Origin of the sequence: Phenylobacterium sp. LjRoot219, assembly GCF_964252995.1 — a bacterium.
Taxonomy (GTDB): Bacteria; Pseudomonadota; Alphaproteobacteria; order Caulobacterales; family Caulobacteraceae; genus Phenylobacterium.
On sequence record NZ_CAXUQI020000001.1, the window covers coordinates 59,136 to 78,487 of the forward strand.

13 protein-coding genes are annotated in these 19,352 nt (G+C 70.3%); all 13 read right to left on the bottom strand.

Annotated elements, in window-relative coordinates; genetic code table 11:
* Positions 1–35: 35 nt before the first annotated feature.
* The 13 genes from ACSQ14_RS00285 to ACSQ14_RS00345 all read right to left on the bottom strand — a co-directional run bounded on the left by ACSQ14_RS00285 (position 36) and on the right by ACSQ14_RS00345 (position 19,341).
* Positions 36–1,049, bottom strand: coding sequence for a glycosyl hydrolase family 8 (locus ACSQ14_RS00285; RefSeq protein ID WP_436008565.1), 1,014 nt, complete (start codon positions 1,047–1,049; stop codon positions 36–38).
* Entirely contained in the window at positions 1,039–1,536 is a 498-nt protein-coding gene (bcsD, locus tag ACSQ14_RS00290) for a cellulose biosynthesis protein BcsD (protein ID WP_436008567.1), read from the bottom strand. The genes ACSQ14_RS00285 and bcsD overlap by 11 nt, the downstream gene beginning before the upstream one ends.
* Before the next feature lie 12 nt (positions 1,537–1,548).
* Positions 1,549–4,884: a cellulose synthase subunit BcsC-related outer membrane protein gene (locus ACSQ14_RS00295; protein ID WP_436015297.1), complete on the bottom strand. Its 3,336-nt coding sequence runs from the start codon at positions 4,882–4,884 to the stop codon at positions 1,549–1,551.
* A 482-nt stretch (positions 4,885–5,366) separates the two neighbouring features.
* Entirely contained in the window at positions 5,367–9,788 is a 4,422-nt protein-coding gene (bcsA, locus tag ACSQ14_RS00300; protein WP_436008569.1) for a UDP-forming cellulose synthase catalytic subunit, read from the bottom strand.
* A gap of 23 nt (positions 9,789–9,811) precedes the next feature.
* The gene (locus ACSQ14_RS00305; RefSeq protein WP_436008571.1) at positions 9,812–10,576 is read right to left on the bottom strand and encodes a cellulose synthase operon protein YhjQ/BcsQ; all 765 of its coding nucleotides are present in this window, start codon (positions 10,574–10,576) and stop codon (positions 9,812–9,814) included.
* A 2-nt stretch (positions 10,577–10,578) separates the two neighbouring features.
* On the bottom strand, positions 10,579–10,866 hold the full coding sequence (locus ACSQ14_RS00310; RefSeq protein WP_436008573.1) for a hypothetical protein: 288 nt from the start codon (positions 10,864–10,866) through the stop codon (positions 10,579–10,581).
* Between the two features lie 652 nt (positions 10,867–11,518).
* The gene (locus tag ACSQ14_RS00315; RefSeq protein ID WP_436008575.1) at positions 11,519–12,289 is read right to left on the bottom strand and encodes a 3'(2'),5'-bisphosphate nucleotidase CysQ; all 771 of its coding nucleotides are present in this window, start codon (positions 12,287–12,289) and stop codon (positions 11,519–11,521) included.
* A complete protein-coding gene (cysN, locus tag ACSQ14_RS00320; RefSeq protein WP_436008577.1) occupies positions 12,286–14,223 on the bottom strand; it encodes a sulfate adenylyltransferase subunit CysN in 1,938 nt (645 codons plus the stop codon). Before cysN ends, ACSQ14_RS00315 begins: the two co-directional genes overlap by 4 nt.
* Complete coding sequence (gene cysD, locus ACSQ14_RS00325) at positions 14,223–15,146, bottom strand: sulfate adenylyltransferase subunit CysD (RefSeq protein ID WP_436008579.1); 924 nt, start codon at positions 15,144–15,146, stop codon at positions 14,223–14,225. Before cysD ends, cysN begins: the two co-directional genes overlap by 1 nt.
* Before the next feature lie 54 nt (positions 15,147–15,200).
* A complete protein-coding gene (locus tag ACSQ14_RS00330; protein WP_436008581.1) occupies positions 15,201–16,463 on the bottom strand; it encodes an MBL fold metallo-hydrolase in 1,263 nt (420 codons plus the stop codon).
* 2 nt (positions 16,464–16,465) lie between these two features.
* The gene (locus ACSQ14_RS00335; RefSeq protein ID WP_436008583.1) at positions 16,466–17,479 is read right to left on the bottom strand and encodes a zinc-dependent alcohol dehydrogenase; all 1,014 of its coding nucleotides are present in this window, start codon (positions 17,477–17,479) and stop codon (positions 16,466–16,468) included.
* Positions 17,480–17,511: 32 nt separating this feature from the next.
* Entirely contained in the window at positions 17,512–18,312 is an 801-nt protein-coding gene (locus ACSQ14_RS00340) for an SDR family NAD(P)-dependent oxidoreductase (protein ID WP_436008585.1), read from the bottom strand.
* A 306-nt stretch (positions 18,313–18,618) separates the two neighbouring features.
* A complete protein-coding gene (locus ACSQ14_RS00345; RefSeq protein WP_436008587.1) occupies positions 18,619–19,341 on the bottom strand; it encodes an alpha/beta fold hydrolase in 723 nt (240 codons plus the stop codon).
* Positions 19,342–19,352 lie beyond the last annotated feature (11 nt).

The following is a 19,352-nucleotide window of genomic DNA, read 5'->3' on the forward strand; positions in this document are numbered from 1 at the left end:
GGCGAGAGGCTTAACCTTGCGGGCCACGCGGGGGCTCAGCTCTCGGCGGCCGCCAGCGCGGCGAGGTTCCACAGCGCCGAGGCGTAGTAGTCGGCGTTCGCCGGCAGCGGCGAAAGCGGCGCCCCGGTGACATAGGCCGCGACCGCCAGCGCGCCCGGCGAGGCCGGGTAGTCGGCGACGGCGCCGGTGGTGACGTCGACCCAGGCCGGCGGCGGCGCGCCGTGCGGGCGCGGGACCTGCCACCAGCGCGCCGCGGCGCGCACCGCCGGCTCGTTCCGGTGGCCGGCCCATTTCAGATAGAGCGGCGTCCGCAGAGCGTCGAAGCCGAACCGCGGCGGCCGGCCGGATTCCGCCCAGATGGCGCCGGCGGCGTCGACCCGCACCCAGTCGATCGGCAGGTCGTAGGGCCCGAAGCGCACGTCGCGCAGGAACTTCAGGCTGCGGTCGGCGACGTCGCCCCAGCCGCCGTCGAAGCCGGCCTTGTCGAAGGCGCGGAAGGCCGGCAGCACGAGATAGCTCGGGTTGACGGTGACCGCGCCGTCCTTGGCGCGGAACCCGTCGAGGCCGGGCAGCAGCAGCAGCCGTCCGGCCTGTTGGATGAACAGCCGCTTGCGCACCGCCGCCGCCGCGTCGCGCGCCGCGGCGAGGTAGCTGCGCTCGCCCCAGCGCCGGCCGCCGCGCAGCAGGGCCCAGGCGATCAGCAGGTCGCCGTCGGTGGCGTTGTTGCGGTCGGTGACGCCGCCCTGCGGCTCGTAGCGCCAGGAGAACAGCCCGTCCTCCGGACGCCGCAGGGTGGTCTCGGTCCAGCGCCACAGGCGGGCGAAGCTCTCGCGGTCGTCCGCCACGGCGGCCAGCAGCAGGCCGAAACCCTGGCCCTCGGAGTGGCTGATCCCGCCGTTGCCGGTGTCGACCACCCGCCCGTCCTGCACGAACCGGCTGCGAAAGCCGGCCCAGTCGAGCCGCGGCGCGGTCGACGCCGGTCCGGCGCAGGCCAGACCCATGCCGCTCAGCGCCAACGCGCCGGCGGTGAAGACGCGTCTAGAGACCAAAGCGCAGGACCACCGCCGATGGATCGGCCGGCTCGGCCTGGGCGCGGGCGCGCATGTCGTGCCGCCCGCCCTGCATCTGCAGCCAGGTGGTGTAGAGCCCCTCGAGGATGGCGCTGAAGCCGGTGCGCCAGGCCTGCCGCGCCGGATGTGCCGGCCCGAACTCGGGGTGCGCGCGGTGGACGATCTCGATCTCGGCGCCGACTAGGCCCAGCTGGACGTAGCCCCAGCTCATCTCGGCGAGCGCGGCGTTGGCGCCGGCCTCCAGCTCCTCGAGGTTGCCGAGCTTCGGCAGCGGCGTCTCGACGGCGACCCCGCCGCCGATCTGGCGCAGGAAGCCGCAGGCCTCCTCGACTTCGAAGTTGCTGAACAGCTCGGTCATCAGGCTTGAGATGAACGGCCGCCACTGCCGGCTGAACAGCTGCTCGCGCATGTAGAGCAGGTCCAGATCCTCGGCGGCAGGCTGAGCCTCGATCGGCAGTTGTTTCATGAGAGCTCGCCTTTACGGAGTGCCGAGGAGCTGGCGCAGGTAGATGTTAAACACGTACTCGGAATAGCGGCCGAACGTATCGAAGGCGAACTCGCCGCCCGCGAAGGTCCGGGTGTCGACCCGGTATTCGCCGTTCGCCTTGCCGGCCAGGCCGAAGCCGGTGCGGCTGGCGCTCGGATAGTAGGGGACGACGTTCGCGTTGGTGATCGTCATGGTTGTCAGCCGCGACTGCAACGCCGGATTGTTCGGAAACACCGGCGCGCTGTCCTCGGTGTAGGACTGCAGCCCCGGCGACAGGTTGCCGCTGAAGCTCCACAGCGCGCTCTTGTGGGTGAAGGTCACCGGCAGGGCGGCGGCGACATAGGTCTGCGGGCTGAAATAGCCGCCGTGGCCGAGGCTGAAGAAACGCAGGTTCTTGTCGTAGGACTGGAAGTTGACGTTCACCCCCAGCTGCAGCGTGTTCTCGCCGTCGTCGTAGGCGCGCAGATAGGCCCCGCCGTTGACCTCGTAGGCGGTGTTCTCGGCGACCTTCCGACCGCGGTACTTCTTGGCGTAGGCGTCGGCGTAGAGGCCGGCGCGGCCGAAGTCGGCGGAGACGCCCAGCCCGCCCTGCTGACGCACCACCGCGCCGGATTCGATCCCGGTCACCGGGTCGGTGTCGCCGGCGTAGGACAGCACGCTGTCGGTCACCGGCCGCTGCTGGATGCTGGCGCGCACGGTCATCGGCCCGACCTTCGGCGACACCACGACGCCGGCGTTCAGGTTGGTGGTGTCGAAACCGAGCGGGGTGGTGCCGACGTCGACGTGCACCGACTTGCTGTCGTAGTTGATCGACACAGCTGCCCCCATGTCGGAGCGCGCCTTCAACGTCGGAAACGTCCCGGGCGGCTGGCCGAGCAGCGGGTTGGTCCCGAGGTTGGCGGCCGCATAGGTCTCCGGCGTGCCGGCGTTCAGCCACACCGGCTCAACCACCAGGCCGAGACGGCCGCGGCCGAACGGCGAGGCTGCGGCCGTGCCGCGGGCCGAAACCTCCGCCAGCTCGCTGGTGCCGGAATCGCCGCTGCGGACCCGGGCGTGGAACTTGCCCTCCAGCCGTGCGGCGGTGTCCTCCTGCAGATTGACGATCTCGCCGCGGACCCGGTCGCCCAACGGGGCCGAGGGATCCACCGCGCCTTGCCGGCGGCTCTGCGTCGGCGGCTGCAGCCAGCCGGACGACGGCTGCGCCGCGGCGCCCTGCGGCAACGGCGGCGGATAGACGCCGCCCGCCTGCGGGTAGCCGGCTTGCGGGTAGCCGGGCTGCGGGTAGCCGGGCTGCGGGTAGCCGGGCTGCGGGTAAGGGGCCTGGGGATAGGCGGCTTGCGGGAAGGCCGGCGCGGCCCCCGGCCCGGCGTAGCCGGCGGGGCTGACCAAACCGGCGTAGGCCGCGCTCGTCGCGGGCGGCGAGCCGCCGGCGACGGTCCCCGGGAAGCTGGCGGCCGGATTGCTGTTCGCCGGCACGCCGTAGCTCGGCGCGGGCGGAGCAGCCGGCCAGGCCGGGGCCGATGGCGCGAACCCGGGGATCGGCGAGGCGCCGGCGGCACCGAACGGATTGGGGCCGAGCACGCCGCCCGCGCCGGGCGCCGCGCCGGCGGCGGCCATCCCGCCGGGGCCCGGGCCCTGCAGCAGGGCCTCGGCGCGCTTCATCGCCCGCAGCGCCTCGCGGTCGCGGCCGCGGGCCTGCTCGACCCGGCCGAGCTCGTAGAACAGCTCCGCGTCGTTGGGCTTCAGTTCGGTGGCCATCCGCAACAGGCTGGCGGCGCGGCCCTGGTCGCCGGCGCTGCTCGCGGCGCGGGCGGCGTCGAGCAGCACCGCCGGATCCCGCGGCCGCTGGCGCAGCAGGGCGTCGTACACCTGGGCGGCTTTGTCCGGCATGCCGCCGGTCTGGTAGAGCCGGCCGAGCCCGGCCAGCAGATCGGGACTGTTCGGCGCGACCGCGAAGCCGGCCGACAAGGTGTCGAAGGCGCGCGAATAGTCGCCCGCCTGACGCAGCTGGTCGGCGCGGCGCACGCTGTAGCCGGCGTAGATCTGCCGCCAGGCGGTCTGCTCCTCGGCGGTGCGCGCGGTCTGCGCCGTGGCGTTGAGCAGAGCGGCGGCGGCGTCGTCCTGACCGGCGGCGCCGAGCACATTGACGAAGCCGGCGACGTCGCCGGGACGGGTCCCTTCCGGCAGCGGCTCGCGGGCGGCGGCCAGCGCCAGGGAGCCCGCCTGATAGCTGTCGCCCATGTCCAGCAGCGCCTCGGCGGCGCGGCTGCGGGCGGCGAACGGCAGGTTGTTCTGCGCCACGAAGTCGCGCAGCGTCGCGACCCCCTGGACGCTCTGGCCGGAGCGGGCCTGGAGCTTGGCGCGCTCGATCACCGCCTGGACGTCGAGCCGCTGGGCGAGCTCGCGCACCGCCGGATTGCGCGCGCCTTGCGGAATGCGGCCGATCAGGGCCAGCGCCTGATCCGGGCGGCCGGCGAACTCCGCGTACAGCGCGGCGGCTTGCAGGGTGTCGATGTCCGGGGCTTCGGCGGTGAACAGCGGCGTCGCCACCTGGGCGGCCTGCTGGGTCTGGCCCTGGCCGACCAGGAAGCGCGCATACTGATAGCGGCTCCAGGGATTGGTCGGGTCGGCGGCGACCGAGGCGGCGAGCGCCGCGCCGGCGCCGAAGGCGTCGCCGCGGGCCTGCAGCTCGTCGGCGCGGGCGCGCTCGATGCGGCCGCGCTGGGCCGCGCCTTCGCGGGTGCGCGGCAGGTCGGCCGCGAGGCGGGCGGCCTCGTCGACCTGACCGGTGCGGCTGAGCGCTTCGGCGAGCCCGGCGCGGGCCTCCAGCCGTTGCGGGTCGCGGGCCAGCACCTCGCGGTAGGCGTCGGCGGCCTCGGCGTAGCGCTGCTGGGCGGTCAGCGCCTCGCCGAGCACCATCGAGGCCTCGATCGAATCCTTCGCGCCGCTGCGGGCGAGCGTGCGGGCCGAAGCCGCCGCCTTCTCAAGGCGGCCGGCGGCGAGGTCGGCGCGCGCCGCCTGCAGGCCGGCGTAGAATCTGGCGCTGGTGAGCGCCTCGCGCCAGCGCTCGCCGCCGGGGCCGCGGGCGGCGCGGCCGAGCAGCTCGGCGGCGTCGGCGAAGCGTTCCTGGCGCAGGCGCACCAGGCCCAGGCCGCCGCTGGCGTCGGTGTCGGAGGCGCGCTGGCGCAGCGCTTCGCCGAACCGCTGCTCGGCGGTGGCCAGGTCGCCGCGGTTGAAGGCGACGAAGCCGGCGGCGCGCGCGGCGCCGGACGGGTCCGAGGGCTTCGCCGGCGTGGCCGGCGCGCGTGGCGATCGGCTTCTCCGGATCGGCCGGCGGCGCGGCCGGGGTCGCGACCCGGGCCGGACCCGGCGCCGGCGCGGCGGCGGCCTGCGACGTGCCGCCGTTGAGCAGGGCGGCGACCTCGGTCACCCGCTTGTCCTGGCCGCCGACCACGCCGCGCAGGCGCGACAGATACTCCGACGCGACGCCCGCCTGGCCGTCCTGCGCCGCATAGAGGGCGACGTGGTACAGCACCTGGGGATCGTTCGGCGCAGCGCGCAGCGCCCGGTCCAACGCATCGCGCGCCAGGTCCTTGCGGCCGCGCTTGCGCCAGCTCTGCGCCTGCCGCAGCAGCGTCGCGCTGGTCGCCCCGGCCGCCGCGCGCGAACCTTCGAGCTTCACCGGGGCCTGGACCCCTGACGGCGTGGCGGCGCGAACCGCCTCACCGGTGCGCGGCAGCAGCACCGGCGCGGTCGCGCTTTGGGCCACCGCCGCGCTGGCCCAGGTCAGGACCAGCAGGGACACCGAGCTACGCAGAAACATCGTCTTCTCCGAACTCGCGCAGCCGGCGCTGCTCGAGCCGCTTAAGGAGGGCGTAGGCCCCGGTGGCGAGGATCAGGCTGGCGCCCAGGGCGGTCAGCGCCAGCGTCAGCGGGTTGCGGCTCATCCACCACATGATCCGCAGGTGCCAGGGGAGGTCGCCGCTCCAGAAGCCCCGGTCGATCCGCAGGCTGGTGAAGCCGGCGCCGGACAGCACCGTCAGGTCGCCCTGGATCGCATAGTTGGCCTTGTCGTCGCCCATCCGCTCCATCAGCGAAGGCAGGCGTTGCGGCGAGCCGGCCAGCACCGCGGTGACGACGCGGCTGCGGTCGACCGGCGAGCGCCAGCTCATCAGCCCGAGGAAGTCGCCGCCGTTGACCAGCAGCTCGTTCATCTGGCTCGACGGCGAGGGATCGACGTTCGAGCCCCAGGCGTGGAACAGCCGATCGAGCACCCGGCCGGCGCGGACCCGCAGCGAGGTGTCGGCCGCCTGGATCGGCGCGCCCTTGAACAGGTCCGGCAGGGCCTGGATCAGCGAGGCCGGGCCGATCACCAGCACGTCCTTCTTCGCCAGCGAGACCGTATCGCCGGCGCGGGCCACGGTGACCCGCACCCCGGCCGCGCCGGTCGCGTCGGCGAACCGGCCCATGGTCTCCAGATAGGCCTCCACCTCGGCCGGCGTCGGCTGCGCCGCGAGCAGCACCACGGTGTCGGCCTGGTCGGCCATCCGGGTGTAGGGGAAGCCGGCGCTGGCGAAGAAGGCCAGGTCCGGCAGGCGCGCAAAGTGGTGCGCGTCGGACAGGTCGAGCTTGGAGTTGGCGTCGATGCCGGTGCGGATGTTGCCGGGGACCTCGCCCTCGCAGCGGCCCTTCTTGGTCAAGCGCAGGTCGTAATAGAACTGCAGCTGGTCGCCGCCGAACAGGTTGTAGGCCGGCAGCTCGACCTTCTCGGTCCGGTGGGTCGCCGCGCCGCCGATCAGGTCCCGCGCCTTGTCGCGCGTGGTCGGGCCGGTGAGCGGCACGGTGTTCAGGTACTTGCCGTTCATCAGCACGTCGAGGCGCGACGTCTTGTGGTCCAGCCATTCGCCGTTCGGGTAGCGGTAGCCGAGCTTCAGCGTCGGACCGCGGGCCGGCCAGAAGAACAGGTCGGGCGGCGTGCGGAAGGAGGCGGTGAGCAGGCCCGGCCGCAGCCCTTGCCCCTCCAGCAGTTCCGGCCGCACGAAGTCGCCGAGGCGGGCGGCGCGGCCCGCGGGGACCCAGCGCGGCGCGTCGTAGGGCTTGCGCGCCGGCAGGCTGACCGGGGTCACCGTCACCCGTCCGCCGGAGAAGGCGCTCGACGACGAGGCGAACGCCCGGGCCGCGGCGAGCAGTTCCTCGTCATTGCGGCCGCCGATCACCAGCAGGGTGGCGAAGCGGTTCTTCGGATTGGGGACCAGCGCCACGGTCGGCCCGTCGAGCGGCGGCAGCGCCCCGCCCAGCACGGTGTCGCCGTTGCGCACCAGCACCACCGCGTCGCCGGCCGGAATGTCGTTGTAGGCCACCGGGAAGTCGAAGCCGCGGTAGCTGGCGTTCATGCCGAAGTAGCCGGCCAGCGCGCCGGCGGCCTGCAGCATGTCGTTGCTCGGCGCGCCGAGGAAGACGAACGGCAGGTTCAGGCCGATCGGCGAGGTCATGTCGAGGAACGGCGCCGGCATCCGGGCCAGGTCGTGGCCGGTCTCCAGCCGCTGCAAGGTCAGGTTCAGCGTCGTGCGGGTGTTGCTGACGTTGGCCCACAGCGACGAGTGCAGCGGGTCTTCGCAGTCCTTGGTGTAGTGGGCGATCAGCCGGAAGTTCAGCCGGTTGCGGCTGGCGAACAGGTCCGGGTCGATCGGCACCGTCAGCGACACCCCGCCGGCGCCGTCGCGCACCAGGCCCACCGTGCCGACCACCTCGTCGTTCAGCAGGATGACCAGATGGCTGAGGTCCGGCAGCAGGTCCGGCGAATAGGCGAAGTTGAGCGTCAGGCTGGCCTGGGTGACCACCTCGTCCGGCCGGACGTTGTAGGGGATCCCCGCCTCGCCGCGGACGCCCAGCAGCTGGATCGGCTGCTCGACGCCGAGCGACTTCATCGACAGCGAGACGGTGCGCGTGCCGACGCCCGGCGCGGCCGGCGCGGCGACGGCCGCTTCGACCGGGGCCGGGGCGACTGCGGCTTCCGCCCGGGCCGGACGCAGGGCCGCGCCCGTCAGCATCATGAGCGCGATCGCCGCCGCGGCGCGACGCCCGGCCTGGCCACGCTTGGCGCCCTCGCGCCGGTCGCGGCGCGAGGGCCGCGCCGCGCGGCTCTTGCGGTCAATCGGGCGCAGCAGCAGCAGGTTGGCGCTCAGCAGGTCGCGGAACGCCTTGGTCACCGACAGCTGCGGCGCGCTTTCCGGATCCGGCCAGGCGTCGGCGCGGCCGAACACCACCCGCACCAGCCAGCGGCGGTTCTCCAGCGTCATCTCGCCGAAGCGGAGCGACATCACATCGCCGTCGACCCGCAGGGTCGAGGTCGGGAACAGGAAGCTGTGGCCGCCGGCCTCGAGCTCGACGTGGCTGACGTTGCGCCCGTCCCAGGCCCCCGCCTTCGGGCTGACGACCGCCACCCCGCCCATGGAGATGTCGCGGGTTTCCCCGCGGGCGATGTGGCCGTCCTCAAAGTAGAGGGTGGCCGGGAGGTTGGCGTCCGCGCGCAAGTTGACCCGCACCTGGCGGTTCTCACGCCCGACCACGATCGTCGTGAGCAGGATCATCATGTTGTAGGTCGACCAGAAAATGTTGAGCGCGGTTGTGCCGGCGTCCGCCTGGCCGATAGCCAGCTTGGTCGCCGCTGTGATGATGCCGATCAGCAGCAGGGTGGAGACGAACAGGTGCGGCGCGAGCGAGCGCCAGTCGAAGTAGGATTTCTCCAGCAAGCCGCCCTTGTCCGTCACGTTGAACTTGCCGGCCCGCGGATTGAACAACGGCAGGATCGACGGCTTCACCAGGTGGAAGGCGAGAATGCTCTCGTAGACCTCGTTCCAGATCGACCGGCCGTACTTGCCCTGCACGCGGGCGTTGCCGAGGTGGGCGAACAGCAGGTGCGGGCCGGCGAACGCCAGGATCATCAGCGGCGAGGCGTGGATGATGCTCTGGCCGAGCAGCAGGTAGCAGAGCGGCGAGGTCAGGAACACGACCCGCGGCAGCGGGAATTGGAAGTGCAGGAAGGCGTTCAGGTAGCACAGCCGCTGCAGCGGCTTCAGGCCGCGCCCGAACAGCGGATTGTCGAGCCGCAGGATCTGGGTCATGCCGCGCGCCCAGCGCGCGCGCTGGCCGATGTGCAGCGCCAGCCGCTCGGTCGCCAGGCCGGCCGACAGCCGGACGTTGAGGTAGGCCGTGTTCCAGCCCCGGCGCTGCAGCTTCAGCGCGGTGTGGGCGTCCTCGGTGACGGTCTCCGGAGCGAAGCCGCCCACCTCGTCGAGCGCCGAGCGGCGGATCACCGCGCAGGAGCCGCAGAAGAAGGCGGCGTTCCAGAAGTCGTTGCCCTCCTGGACCACGCCGTAGAACAGCGCCCCCTCGCCCTGGATGTCGCGCACCGCGGTGACGTTCCGCTGCACCGGGTCGGGCGAGTAGAAGTAGTGCGGCGTCTGGATCAGGGCGAGCTTCGGATCGGCGCTGAACCAGCCGATCGTCATCTGCAGGAAGGCGCGGGTGGCGACGTGGTCGGCGTCGAAGACGACGACGAGCTCGCCGTCGGTCCGGGCGAGCGCGTGGTTCAGGTTGCCGGCCTTGGCGTGCTTGTTGTCCGGCCGGGTGAGGTAGTCGCAGCCGGCGGCCTTGGCGAAGGCGGCGAACTCCGGCCGCTTGCCGTCATCCAGCAGGAAGACCCGGAAGCGGTCGACCGGATAGTCCATCGACATCGCCGCCAGCACCGTGTCCTGCACGATGTCGAGCGGCTCGTTGTAGGTCGGGATGTAGACGTCGACCCGCGGCCATTCGGCCGGCTCGCCGCGGATCGGCTTCACCGGCCGCTTCAGTGGCCAGGCGCACTGGATGTAGCCGAGGAACAGGATCAGCCAGGCGTAGATCTCGGCCAGCAGCAGGCCGGCGCCGAGGATCGCCGCCAGCGGGCCGTCGAAATGCAGGGTCTCGGTGACCCGCCAGTAGACGTAGCGGCTGGTGATCGCGGTGGAGAGGATGGCGATCGCGATCGTCGTCCGCTTCGACTGGTCCAGCCGGTGCAGCAGCGACGCCAGCACGAACGCCGCCAGGCCGAACGCCACCTGCTGGGTCAGACTCATCGGCACGGTGATGGCCAGCGCCAGGGCGACGACGCCCACGAGCAGCAGCGCACCCGCCGCGAAGCGTTCGATCAACGTCCGAACGCCGCCGCGCCCCCCGGCCAGGTCCACCATCGCACTCCCCCTAGACGCGGCCTTTAGGCCACGCAGACGTCCCGCACCAGCTGATCAAGGCTCGCCGCGAGACGCCGGATGTCCGCGACCGCGCCGACATCCTCGACATCCGCTTCGAGCGCGGTGAAGCCGCTCGCCGCGGCCTCGGCGACCGCTTCGTCGTAGCGCACCGAGCCCATGAAGCGCCGGCTGGCGCGTTCGGCCACGAAATCGGCGATGTCGCGGCTCAGCCGCCGACGCTTGTCGACCTGGTTCAGGACGCCGAAGCGCGGGATCTCGCCCGGCAGCGGCGGATGCAGGAAAGCTCCGCCCCGATAGTTCGGCAGCAGCGCGATTGAAGCGCCGTCGGTGAGGAACACCGTCATGCCCACGTCGGCGAGCTCGTCCAGCCGCTCCTGCAGCAGGCCCTCGCCCGGGGCGGTGTCCACCAGGATCAGGTCGGCGGGGCTCCGCTGAAGATCGGCGAATTCGGCCCGCAGCTGCGCGACGGTGAGCGCCTCGTCGAGGTGCAAGCGCTGGTCGCGGTTGCTCGGGCCGAAGGGGATCAGGTCGACGCCGCTACGGGTGGTGGCGCAGACCGTGCGCCAGGCCCGGCCCTCGTAGGTCGCCCGCGCGACGCCGTCGGTCTCACCGGCCTCGGGGCCGAGGTGGAAGCGCAGCGCGTTCTGGCTGTCGAAATCGATCGCGGTGACCCGCCAGCCACGCTGGCGCATGGCGACGGCCATGTTGGCCGTGAGCGTGGTCTTGCCAGCGCCGCCTTTCGGCGAGGAGACGACCACCACCGGCATGGTCAGCGTCCGGCGAGCTCGAGCCGGGCGAACACGTCCGCCAGCGGCATCTGCCGTGCAGCTTCGGCGGTCGGCGCGGCCGGCTCCGGCGTGTCGGCGTAGCGGCCGAGCAGCGAGCGCCCGGCGCGGCGGGCCGGCGCGGCCTCAACCTCGACGGCGGCGCGACGCGGCGCGATCACGGCCGGCTCGCGGGCGACGGTCGCGGTCGCGGTCGGGGTCGGGGCTTCAGGCGGGATCGCCGAACGGTTGAGGCGATCAAGCACGGGCCAGGAGTCGGTGGGCACACGCATAGCGATATCGAACTCCTTATACTCCAATTGCGTGTGGAGATTGTCCATGAGATTGCGAATATCGTTCACGGCGAGCCCCAGCGTGCACCTGCGAGCTAACGCTGCGGCGCAGAACACTCAAATGTTTTAAGTGGAACGGGCTGCGATGAAAGGTCACGCGCTCGAGATTTACCCATTTCGAGTAGGTGATCGCGAAGCACCTATGAGTGTCTAATCTTAGATTTCGAGTTACTTGATCACTTTTGGTTGTATTTTATGCTCGCGTGAGGTGCGGATAGTCTGTCGCTACCTATGCGCGCAATCCTCATGATCGGGAATGGATCCCACTTTCGCCGCAATTCGTCGGCTCGCCGACGCTGGTCGACCGGCGTTCGCCCGCGACCGCTGCAATGCCGAAAAGCGGCCACATTCACAAAGGGACAGATTGCCTCAGGCGCACGGCGCTCCGCCGGCGGGCGGCTGGTCGCCTGGAGGTCGACCGACCGCAGCGCACAGGCCATCGAGCGGTCAGGCGCGCCACAGAGCCAGCGCAGCAATATTGGGCAGGCATGAGAAAAATATAGGCGCCGCGCGGCGCGCGGTCCGGGACCGGGGACGGCGCAGATTGCTCCGCCGCCCCCGATCCCCGCCGTCTTGTCTGGACCCTGCCGGCTCAGCCGGCGGCGGGCTCCATCGTCCGCAGCACCTCGAGCACCCGCGCGGCGACGTCCTTAGGCGCAATCAGCAGGTCGGGCAGGTAGGTGTCTTCGTTGTTGTAGCGCAGCGGCGAGCCGTCGGCCCGGCTGACGTGCAGGCCGGCGGCCGCGGCCACCGCGGCCGGGGCGCAGTTGTCCCACTCGTACTGGCCGCCGCTGTGCAGGTAGATGTCGGCCTCGCCGCGCACCACCGCCATCGCCTTGGCGCCGGCCGAGCCCATCGGCACCAGCTCGGCGTCCAGGGCGTTGGCCACGGCGACGGCTTCCGCCGCCGGCCGCGTGCGGCTGACCAGCATCCGCAGCTTGCCCGGATTGGGCGGCACCTGCGGCGGCTGACCGCTGCACAGCGTCAGCGGGAAGCCCGGCAGGGCCACCGCGCCGATCGACGGCTCGCCGTCGATGCTGAGCGCCACGTGGACGGCCCAGTCGGTGCGGCCTTCGCCGTACTCGCGGGTGCCGTCCAGCGGGTCGACGATCCACACCCGCTTGGCCTTCAGCCGCTCGGGGTTGTCCTTCTCCTCTTCGGAGAGGATGGCGTCGTCCGGCCGGTTGGTCTTCAGCGCCTCGATGATGAAAGCGTTGGCCGTGCGGTCCCCGGCCTTGCCGAGGGCCTTGCCCTCGAACAGGCCGGAGCGCTGGAGTTCGACCAGGATCCGCCCGGCGGTCTCGGCGATGTGCCGGGCGAGCTCGACGTCGTTCATCGTCGCGGGGGTTGGGGACTGGCTCATCCGATCAACTTCTCCACGATCAGGTCGGCCGCTTGCTCCGGCGTCAGCTTGGTCGTGTCGATGCGGATCTCGGCGTTCTCCGGCGGCTCGTACGGGCTGTCGATGCCGGTGAAGTTGGCCAGCTGGCCCGCGCGCGCCTTCTTGTAGAGGCCCTTCACGTCCCGCGCCTCGGCGTCAGCCAGCGGCGTATCGATGAAGACCTCGATGAACTCGCCGGCGGCCATCATCTCGCGCACCATCCGACGCTCCGCACGGAACGGCGAGATGAAGGCGGTCAGCACGATCAGCCCGGCGTCGGTCATCAGCTTGGCCACTTCGCCGACGCGGCGGATGTTCTCCACCCGATCGGCTTCGGTGAAGCCGAGGTCCTTGTTCAGGCCGTGACGGACGTTGTCGCCGTCGAGCAGGAAGGTGTGGCGGTTCATCCGCACCAGCTTCTTCTCGACCAGGTTGGCGATCGTCGACTTGCCCGCGCCGGAGAAGCCGGTGAACCACAGCACGGCCGGCTTCTGGTTCTTCAGGTCGGCGTGCTTCTCGCGGGTGACGTCGAGCGCCTGCCAGTGAACGTTCTGGCTGCGACGCAGCGAGAAGTGCAGCATGCCGGCGGCGACGGTCGCGTTGGTGATCTTGTCGACCAGGATGAAGCCGCCGAGGTCGCGATCCGAGGTGTAGGCCTCGAACACGATCGGCTTGTCGGTCGACAGGTTGGCCACGCCGATGGCGTTGAGCTCCAGCGTCTTGGCCGCCAGGTGCTCCATCGTGTTGACGTTCACCTGGTACTTCGGCGCCTGCACCTGGGCGGTGACGGTCTGCGTGCCGAGCTTCAGCCAGTAGGACCGGCCCGGCAGCAGCGGCTCGTCGGACATCCAGACGATGGTCGACTCGAACTGGTCGGCGACCTCCGGCGGATTGTCGGCGACCGCCAGCACGTCGCCGCGCGAGCAGTCGATCTCGTCGGCGAGCGTCAGGGTGACCGACTGGCCGGCGACCGCCTGCGGCAGGTCGCCGTCGAAGGTGACCACGCGGGCCACCGTCGAGGTCTTGCCGGACGGCAGCACCCGCACGGTGTCGCCGGGCTTCACGACGCCCGAGGACACCAGGCCGGAGAAGCCGCGGAAGTCGAGGTTCGGACGGTTGACCCACTGCACCGGCATGCGGAACGGCTTGGCCTGGTCGATCGTCTGGTCGAGCTCGACCGACTCCAGGTGCTCGATCAGCGCCGGGCCCTTGTACCAGGGCGTGTTCGGCGAGTTGGTGGTGATGTTGTCGCCCTTGAAGCCCGAGATGGGCATGGCGACGAAGTCCTCGATGCCGATGCTCTTGGCGAAGGCGCGGTAGTCCTCGACGATCGCCTCGTACTTGGCCTGGTCGTAGCCGATCAGGTCCATCTTGTTGACGGCCAGGACGATGTTCCGGATGCCGATCAGGTGCGCCAGGTAGGAGTGGCGCTTGGTCTGCACCAGCACGCCCTTGCGCGCGTCGATCAGGATCACGGCCAGGTCGGCGGTCGAGGCGCCGGTCACCATGTTGCGCGTGTACTGCTCGTGGCCGGGCGTGTCGGCGACGATGAACTTGCGCTTCTCGGTGGCGAAGAACCGGTAGGCGACGTCGATCGTGATGCCTTGCTCACGCTCGGCGGCCAGGCCGTCGACCAGCAGGGCGAAGTCGATCTCCTGCCCCTGCGTGCCGACGCGCTTGGAGTCGTCCTCGAGCGCCGCCAGCTGGTCCTCGAAGATCATCTTCGAGTCGTAGAGCAGCCGCCCGATCAGCGTCGACTTGCCGTCGTCGACGGAGCCGCAGGTGATGAAGCGCAGCAGCGTCTTGTGCTGGTGCGTCTCGAGATAGGCGTCGATGTCCTGAGCGATCAGGTCGTCGGTCTTGTACTCGTAGCCGGCGCCCTCGGCGCCAGCCTTGGGGAGGGTGGTCTCGCTCATCAGAAATATCCCTCCTGCTTCTTCTTCTCCATCGACGCGGCGCCGCCGTCCTTGTCGATCACCCGGCCCTGCCGCTCCGACGTCGTCGTCAGCAGCATTTCCTGGATCACTTCGGGAAGCGTGGCCGCCTCGCTCTCCACCGCGCCGGTCAGCGGGTAGCAGCCGAGCGTGCGGAAGCGGATGGACCGTTCGACCGGGACCTCGCCCGGCTTCAGCGGGAAGCGCTCGTCGTCGACCATCAGCAGCATCCCGTCGCGCTCGACCGTCGGCCGCTTGGCCGAGAAGTAGAGCGGCACGATCGGGATGTCCTCGAGATGGATGTATTGCCAGATGTCCAGCTCGGTCCAGTTGGAGATCGGGAACACCCGGATGGATTCACCCTTGGACTTCTTGGCGTTGTAGAGCCGCCAGAGTTCCGGACGCTGGTTCTTCGGGTCCCAGCGGTGGTTGGCCGAGCGGAACGAGAAGATCCGCTCCTTGGCGCGGCTTTTCTCTTCGTCACGGCGGGCGCCGCCGAAGGCCGCGTCGAAGCCGTACTTGTCGAGCGCCTGCTTGAGGCCCTCGGTCTTCCACATGTCGGTGTGCAGCGGGCCGTGGTCGAACGGATTGATCTTCCGCTCCATGGCTTCCGGGTTGTGGTAGACGAGCAGCTCCATGCCGCTCTCGCGGGCCATGCGGTCGCGCAGCTCGTACATCGCCTTGAACTTCCACGTCGTGTCGACGTGCAGCAGCGGGAACGGCGGCGGCGACGGGTAGAAGGCCTTCCGCGCCAGGTGCAGCATCACCGCGGAGTCCTTGCCGACCGAGTAGAGCATCACCGGACGCTCAGCCTCAGCCACCACCTCCCGCAGGATGTGGATGCTCTCCGCCTCAAGGCGTTGAAGGTGGGTCAGCCTCTCGCCGACGGGTTTTTCTATCGACATATGCTCACTTACAATCCTGAGAGCGCACTTGGTTCCGAGACGGTTGCGGCGGGCCTAGGCCGCGCCGGCTCCGTTCGGGCTCAAGGCCGCCTCCGCCGCGGCGATTTCAGACTTCAGCCACATGGTCTCGCTGAGGTTCGCGCCGCCCGACTCCGTCAGGAGCCGTTGCAGCGCGTCTTTCTTCACGGCCAGGGCGTCGGAGTTGGAAGGCTCCGCGCCCAGGGCCACGTCGAGGAGATGTAGGGCTTCGAGGGGGGCCCCGCCATTCAGCTTTTCTCGGGCACGCCCGGCGAGAATCTGGGCGCCGCCGGCGAGTTCCACCAAGTCCTTGTCCACGCTCGAGCGAGGAACGCCATAGAGCGACGTGGTGGAGTCGTAGAGGAACCAGCCCGTATACTCGTGGTATATCGCCCGGACCGCCCAACGCACATTGCCGTGGAACTCGCCGATCTTCAGGTGATCCGGCAGGCGGATCTCCCGCATCAGGGTGAAGACATCCTTTCCGGCGTTCATGCCGGCGATCGTCGCCTCGTTAATGTAGGAGACGGCGGCGTACATCTTGTCGAGGTCCGCGCGGATCTTCTCGGCGCCGACGATGGGGTCGCCATGGCCGGTGATCAGGATTTCTGCGCCCAACTGGCGGACCCGATCGAGCGACTTCAGATAGCGCACCACGAGGCGCGGCTTGTCGCCGCGAATGGTGTTGAGGAACGGCATCGACAGGAACACCGGCCCGAACAGGTTGCCGGTGAAGGCGACCTTTTCGTTCGGCATCCAGACGGTCAGCGAGTCCAGGGTCTCGCCGCCGGGCGTCGAGATCACCTCGAAGCGCCGCTCGCCGAGCTCGAAGGCGTACTCGCGGTCGACCTCGATGTCCGGCGAGATGACCGGCACTTCCAGCGGCGGGCCGCCGGTGTTGACCGTCCCGCCCCACAGCTTGCGCGAGCGCGGTTCGCCGTGCGGCCGCAGCTTCTCGTACCAGGCGGCGGTCTCGACGTAGCGCCGCTCGACGACGACCTTGGTGTCCGGCTCCTTGAGCGCCGGCACGCCGCCGAAGTGGTCCGGGTGGCTCTGGGTCAGCACGATGTAGCGCAGCGGCCCGGTGCGCGCCGGGGCGAGCACCGCCTTGTTGCGCTCGGCGCTGGTCGGGAAGCCGGCGTTGACCAGTAGGTCGCCGTCCGAAGTCGTCACCAGGTAGGCGTTGGAGATGTCCTTCGCCATGAAGATGTAGTCGGTGATGGCGACGGCTTCGGACTGCTGCTGGCCGGCGTTCACCAGGCCAGCCAGCGGCGGATTCTTCTTTTCCTCAGCGCTCATGATCAAAGCTCCCCGAACTCGACCATCACCTTGGCCGATTGCGGGGTGCCCGCGGTCTCGAAGGCCTTCAGCACGTCGTCGAACTGGTAGCGGTGGCTGATCAGCGAGCGCGCCTTGTCCTTCAGCCGCGGCAGCGCGGCCAGCACCTCGGGCATCTCGTCGGGATAGCCGACCGCCGTGGTGATGCTCATCTCGGTGGTCAGCATCGAGCCGAGCGCGACCTCGACCGGCTTCATATAGGCGGCGGTGATGACCAGCTTGGCGTGCTTCTTGGCCATGCGGATCACGTCGCTGACCAGGCTCGGCGCGCCGGCGGCGTCGATGTAGGCGTCGACGTCGACCGCCTCGCGGCCGAACACCGTGGTGCGGCCCTGGATCTCCAGCAGGCGTTCGCGCACGTCCTCGGACGCGGCGTTGATCACCGCCTTGGCGCCCAGCGCCTGGGCGCGGTCGAGCCGCTCCGGCGACAGGTCGACGGCGACCACGTCCTTGATCCCGCGGTCGACCAGCCACAGCACCATGCCCAGGCCGATCGGCCCGCAGCCGAACACCACGACCTTGTCGCCCGGCTTCACCTGCATGCGGTTCACGCCGTGCAGCGCGACCGCCAGCGGCTCGGTCAGGGCGGCGACGTCGAAGGGCAGGTCGTCGGGGATCGGCAGCAGGCTGTCGCCGACCTTGGCGTCGCCGACCAGCACCTCGTCGGTGAAGGCCCCGTCCGGGCCGCCGCTGCCGATGAAGGTCGAGGTCTGCATCGGGTTGATGACCACCCGCTGGCCGACCTTCAGGCCCTCGACCGCCTTGCCGATCTGCACCACCTCGCCGGCCGCCTCGTGGCCGATCGGGGTGACGCCGCCTTCCTTGCGGTTGATGCCGCCGAACTTGATGTAGGACAGGTCGCTGCCGCAGACGCCGCAGGCCTTGACCTTGACCACGACGTCATTGTCGCCGGCCTTGGGCGGATCGCGCGGGTCGAGGCGCACGTCGCCCACCCCGTGAATGTTCAGCACTCGCATCGGAAAGCTCCCTTCGAGTCTTCGGTCGTCGGTCAGAAGGATGAGTAGGCGGGCATGATCACGCTCGCCCCGTCGATGACGATGGTGTCGCCGCTGTGGAACGACGAGGCGTCGCTGGCCAGGTAGGCGGCGATGCCTTCGAAGTCGGCCATCTTTCCCGGGCGCTGGATCGGCGTGCGCGAGGCGAAGAACTTGTCGATGCCGCTCCACTCTTCGCCGGAGCCGGTCATCTCGGTCTTGATGTAGCCGGGCGCGACGGTGTTGGCGCGGATGCCGTACTTGCCGAACTCGACGGCCATGCCGCGGATCACCGCGCCCATCGCGCCCTTGGCGGCGGCGTAGTTGCCCTTGCCGGGCAGGCCGTGGAGCATCGACAGGCTGCCGCAGAACACCAGCGAACCGCCGGGCTCGCCGGCCTCGGCGCGCTTGACCATCTGCCGGGCGCCTTCGCGCAGGGTGAAGAAGGCGCCGTCGAGGTTGATCTTCAGCAGGTCGTGCCACTTCTCGGCGGTCAGCTCGAAGGTCGAGTTGGTCGTCGGCGGCACGCCGGAGTTGGCGATCACGCAGTCGACGCGGCCGAAATCCTTGACGGTGTCTTCGAAGGCCGCGGCGACTGCGTCCTCGTTGGAGACGTCGACCTGGCGGGTGATGACGCGCACGCCGTACTGTTCCAGCTCGGCCTTCGCCTTGGCGTTCTTCTCGGCCGAGCGGGCCCAGATCTCCAGGTCGCCGCCCTGTTTGGCGATGCCGCGCGCGAAGCCGAGGCCGAGGCCGCCGTTGCCGCCAGTGATCACCGTCACTTTGCCGCTGAGATCAAACAGGCCCTTCGCCATCGGTTCCTCCCATGTGCGCCAAAACCTTCTCGGCGCGAGGCCTGATGGTTTGGCGAGTGGGAACCATCCTCGCAACGACGCACAGTGTCGAGCGCCGGCCGCAATGATGCATGCCGGCCAAAGACGTGCGGATTCCGCGCCTTGGGACGGAACCGGCCGGGCGGGGAAGCGCCGGTGAGGTCAAAACGCCCCCTCCGTCTCGCGCGCCTGACGGCGCGATCCACCTCCCCCGCTGCGCGGTGGAGGATCTGGGGCGAAGCTGACTGAGGGGGCGTTTTGGGCCTCGCCCCGCCCCCTCTGTCGAAATCAGGCCCGGGCGATCTCCAGCAGCATGTCGGCCACCGCGCGCGGCTCGGTGATCATCAGGTCGTGGCCGGTGTCGATCTCGAAGTTGCGCTCGCCGTCGAGCTGGCGGGCGCGGGAGTCCGGCTCGCTGTGGGCCAGCGCCTGGGTGCAGTTGATGTTGAACCGGCGGATCGCCCGCACCGCCGCCTCGTCCTTCAGCTGCAGCTTCTCGGCGAAGCACTTCCAGGGATGCGGCGTCAGCTTGGTCTTCATCCAGGCGATGTCGGCTTCGTCGGTGACGCCGAAGTAGCCGACCGGGCCCAGGGCGTCAGGCCAGAGCACCATCTCCACGCCGTCCTGCTCGCGCATCATGCTGTGGGCCATCTGCATCATCGGCTTGGCGACGTCGGCCAGCGCCTCGCCGTTCTTCGGATGGGCGGCGTCGAGGTAGACCAGCTTGCCGATCCGCTCGGGGACCAGGCCCGCGGCGCCCGTGATCACCATGCCGCCGTAGCTGTGGCCGAGCAGGATGACGTCGGTCAGGTCGTCGTATTCCAGCAGGTTGGCGACGTCGGTGGCGTGGGTGCCGAGGCCGACGTCGGCGCTGACCAGGTGCTTGCGGTCGCCGCAGCCGGTCAGGCTCGGCGAATAGACCAAGTGGCCGGCCTCGCGCAGCAGCGGCGAGAGCTTGTTGTAGCACCAGCCGCCGTGGCCGCCGCCGTGGATCAGCACGAATGTCGCCATCTCTAGGTTCC

Bases quoted from the DNA above. Each gene is read 5' to 3' on its own strand.
- bcsD (WP_436008567.1), bottom strand. From the start codon at position 1,536: ATGAAACAACTGCCGATCGAGGCTCAGCCTGCCGCCGAGGATCTGGAC.
- bcsA (WP_436008569.1), bottom strand. From the start codon at position 9,788: ATGGTGGACCTGGCCGGGGGGCGCGGCGGCGTTCGGACGTTGATCGAA.
- ACSQ14_RS00305 (WP_436008571.1), bottom strand. From the start codon at position 10,576: ATGCCGGTGGTGGTCGTCTCCTCGCCGAAAGGCGGCGCTGGCAAGACC.
- ACSQ14_RS00310 (WP_436008573.1), bottom strand. From the start codon at position 10,866: ATGCGTGTGCCCACCGACTCCTGGCCCGTGCTTGATCGCCTCAACCGT.
- ACSQ14_RS00315 (WP_436008575.1), bottom strand. From the start codon at position 12,289: ATGAGCCAGTCCCCAACCCCCGCGACGATGAACGACGTCGAGCTCGCC.
- cysN (WP_436008577.1), bottom strand. From the start codon at position 14,223: ATGAGCGAGACCACCCTCCCCAAGGCTGGCGCCGAGGGCGCCGGCTAC.
- cysD (WP_436008579.1), bottom strand. From the start codon at position 15,146: ATGTCGATAGAAAAACCCGTCGGCGAGAGGCTGACCCACCTTCAACGC.
- ACSQ14_RS00330 (WP_436008581.1), bottom strand. From the start codon at position 16,463: ATGAGCGCTGAGGAAAAGAAGAATCCGCCGCTGGCTGGCCTGGTGAAC.
- ACSQ14_RS00335 (WP_436008583.1), bottom strand. From the start codon at position 17,479: ATGCGAGTGCTGAACATTCACGGGGTGGGCGACGTGCGCCTCGACCCG.
- ACSQ14_RS00340 (WP_436008585.1), bottom strand. From the start codon at position 18,312: ATGGCGAAGGGCCTGTTTGATCTCAGCGGCAAAGTGACGGTGATCACT.
- ACSQ14_RS00345 (WP_436008587.1), bottom strand. From the start codon at position 19,341: ATGGCGACATTCGTGCTGATCCACGGCGGCGGCCACGGCGGCTGGTGC.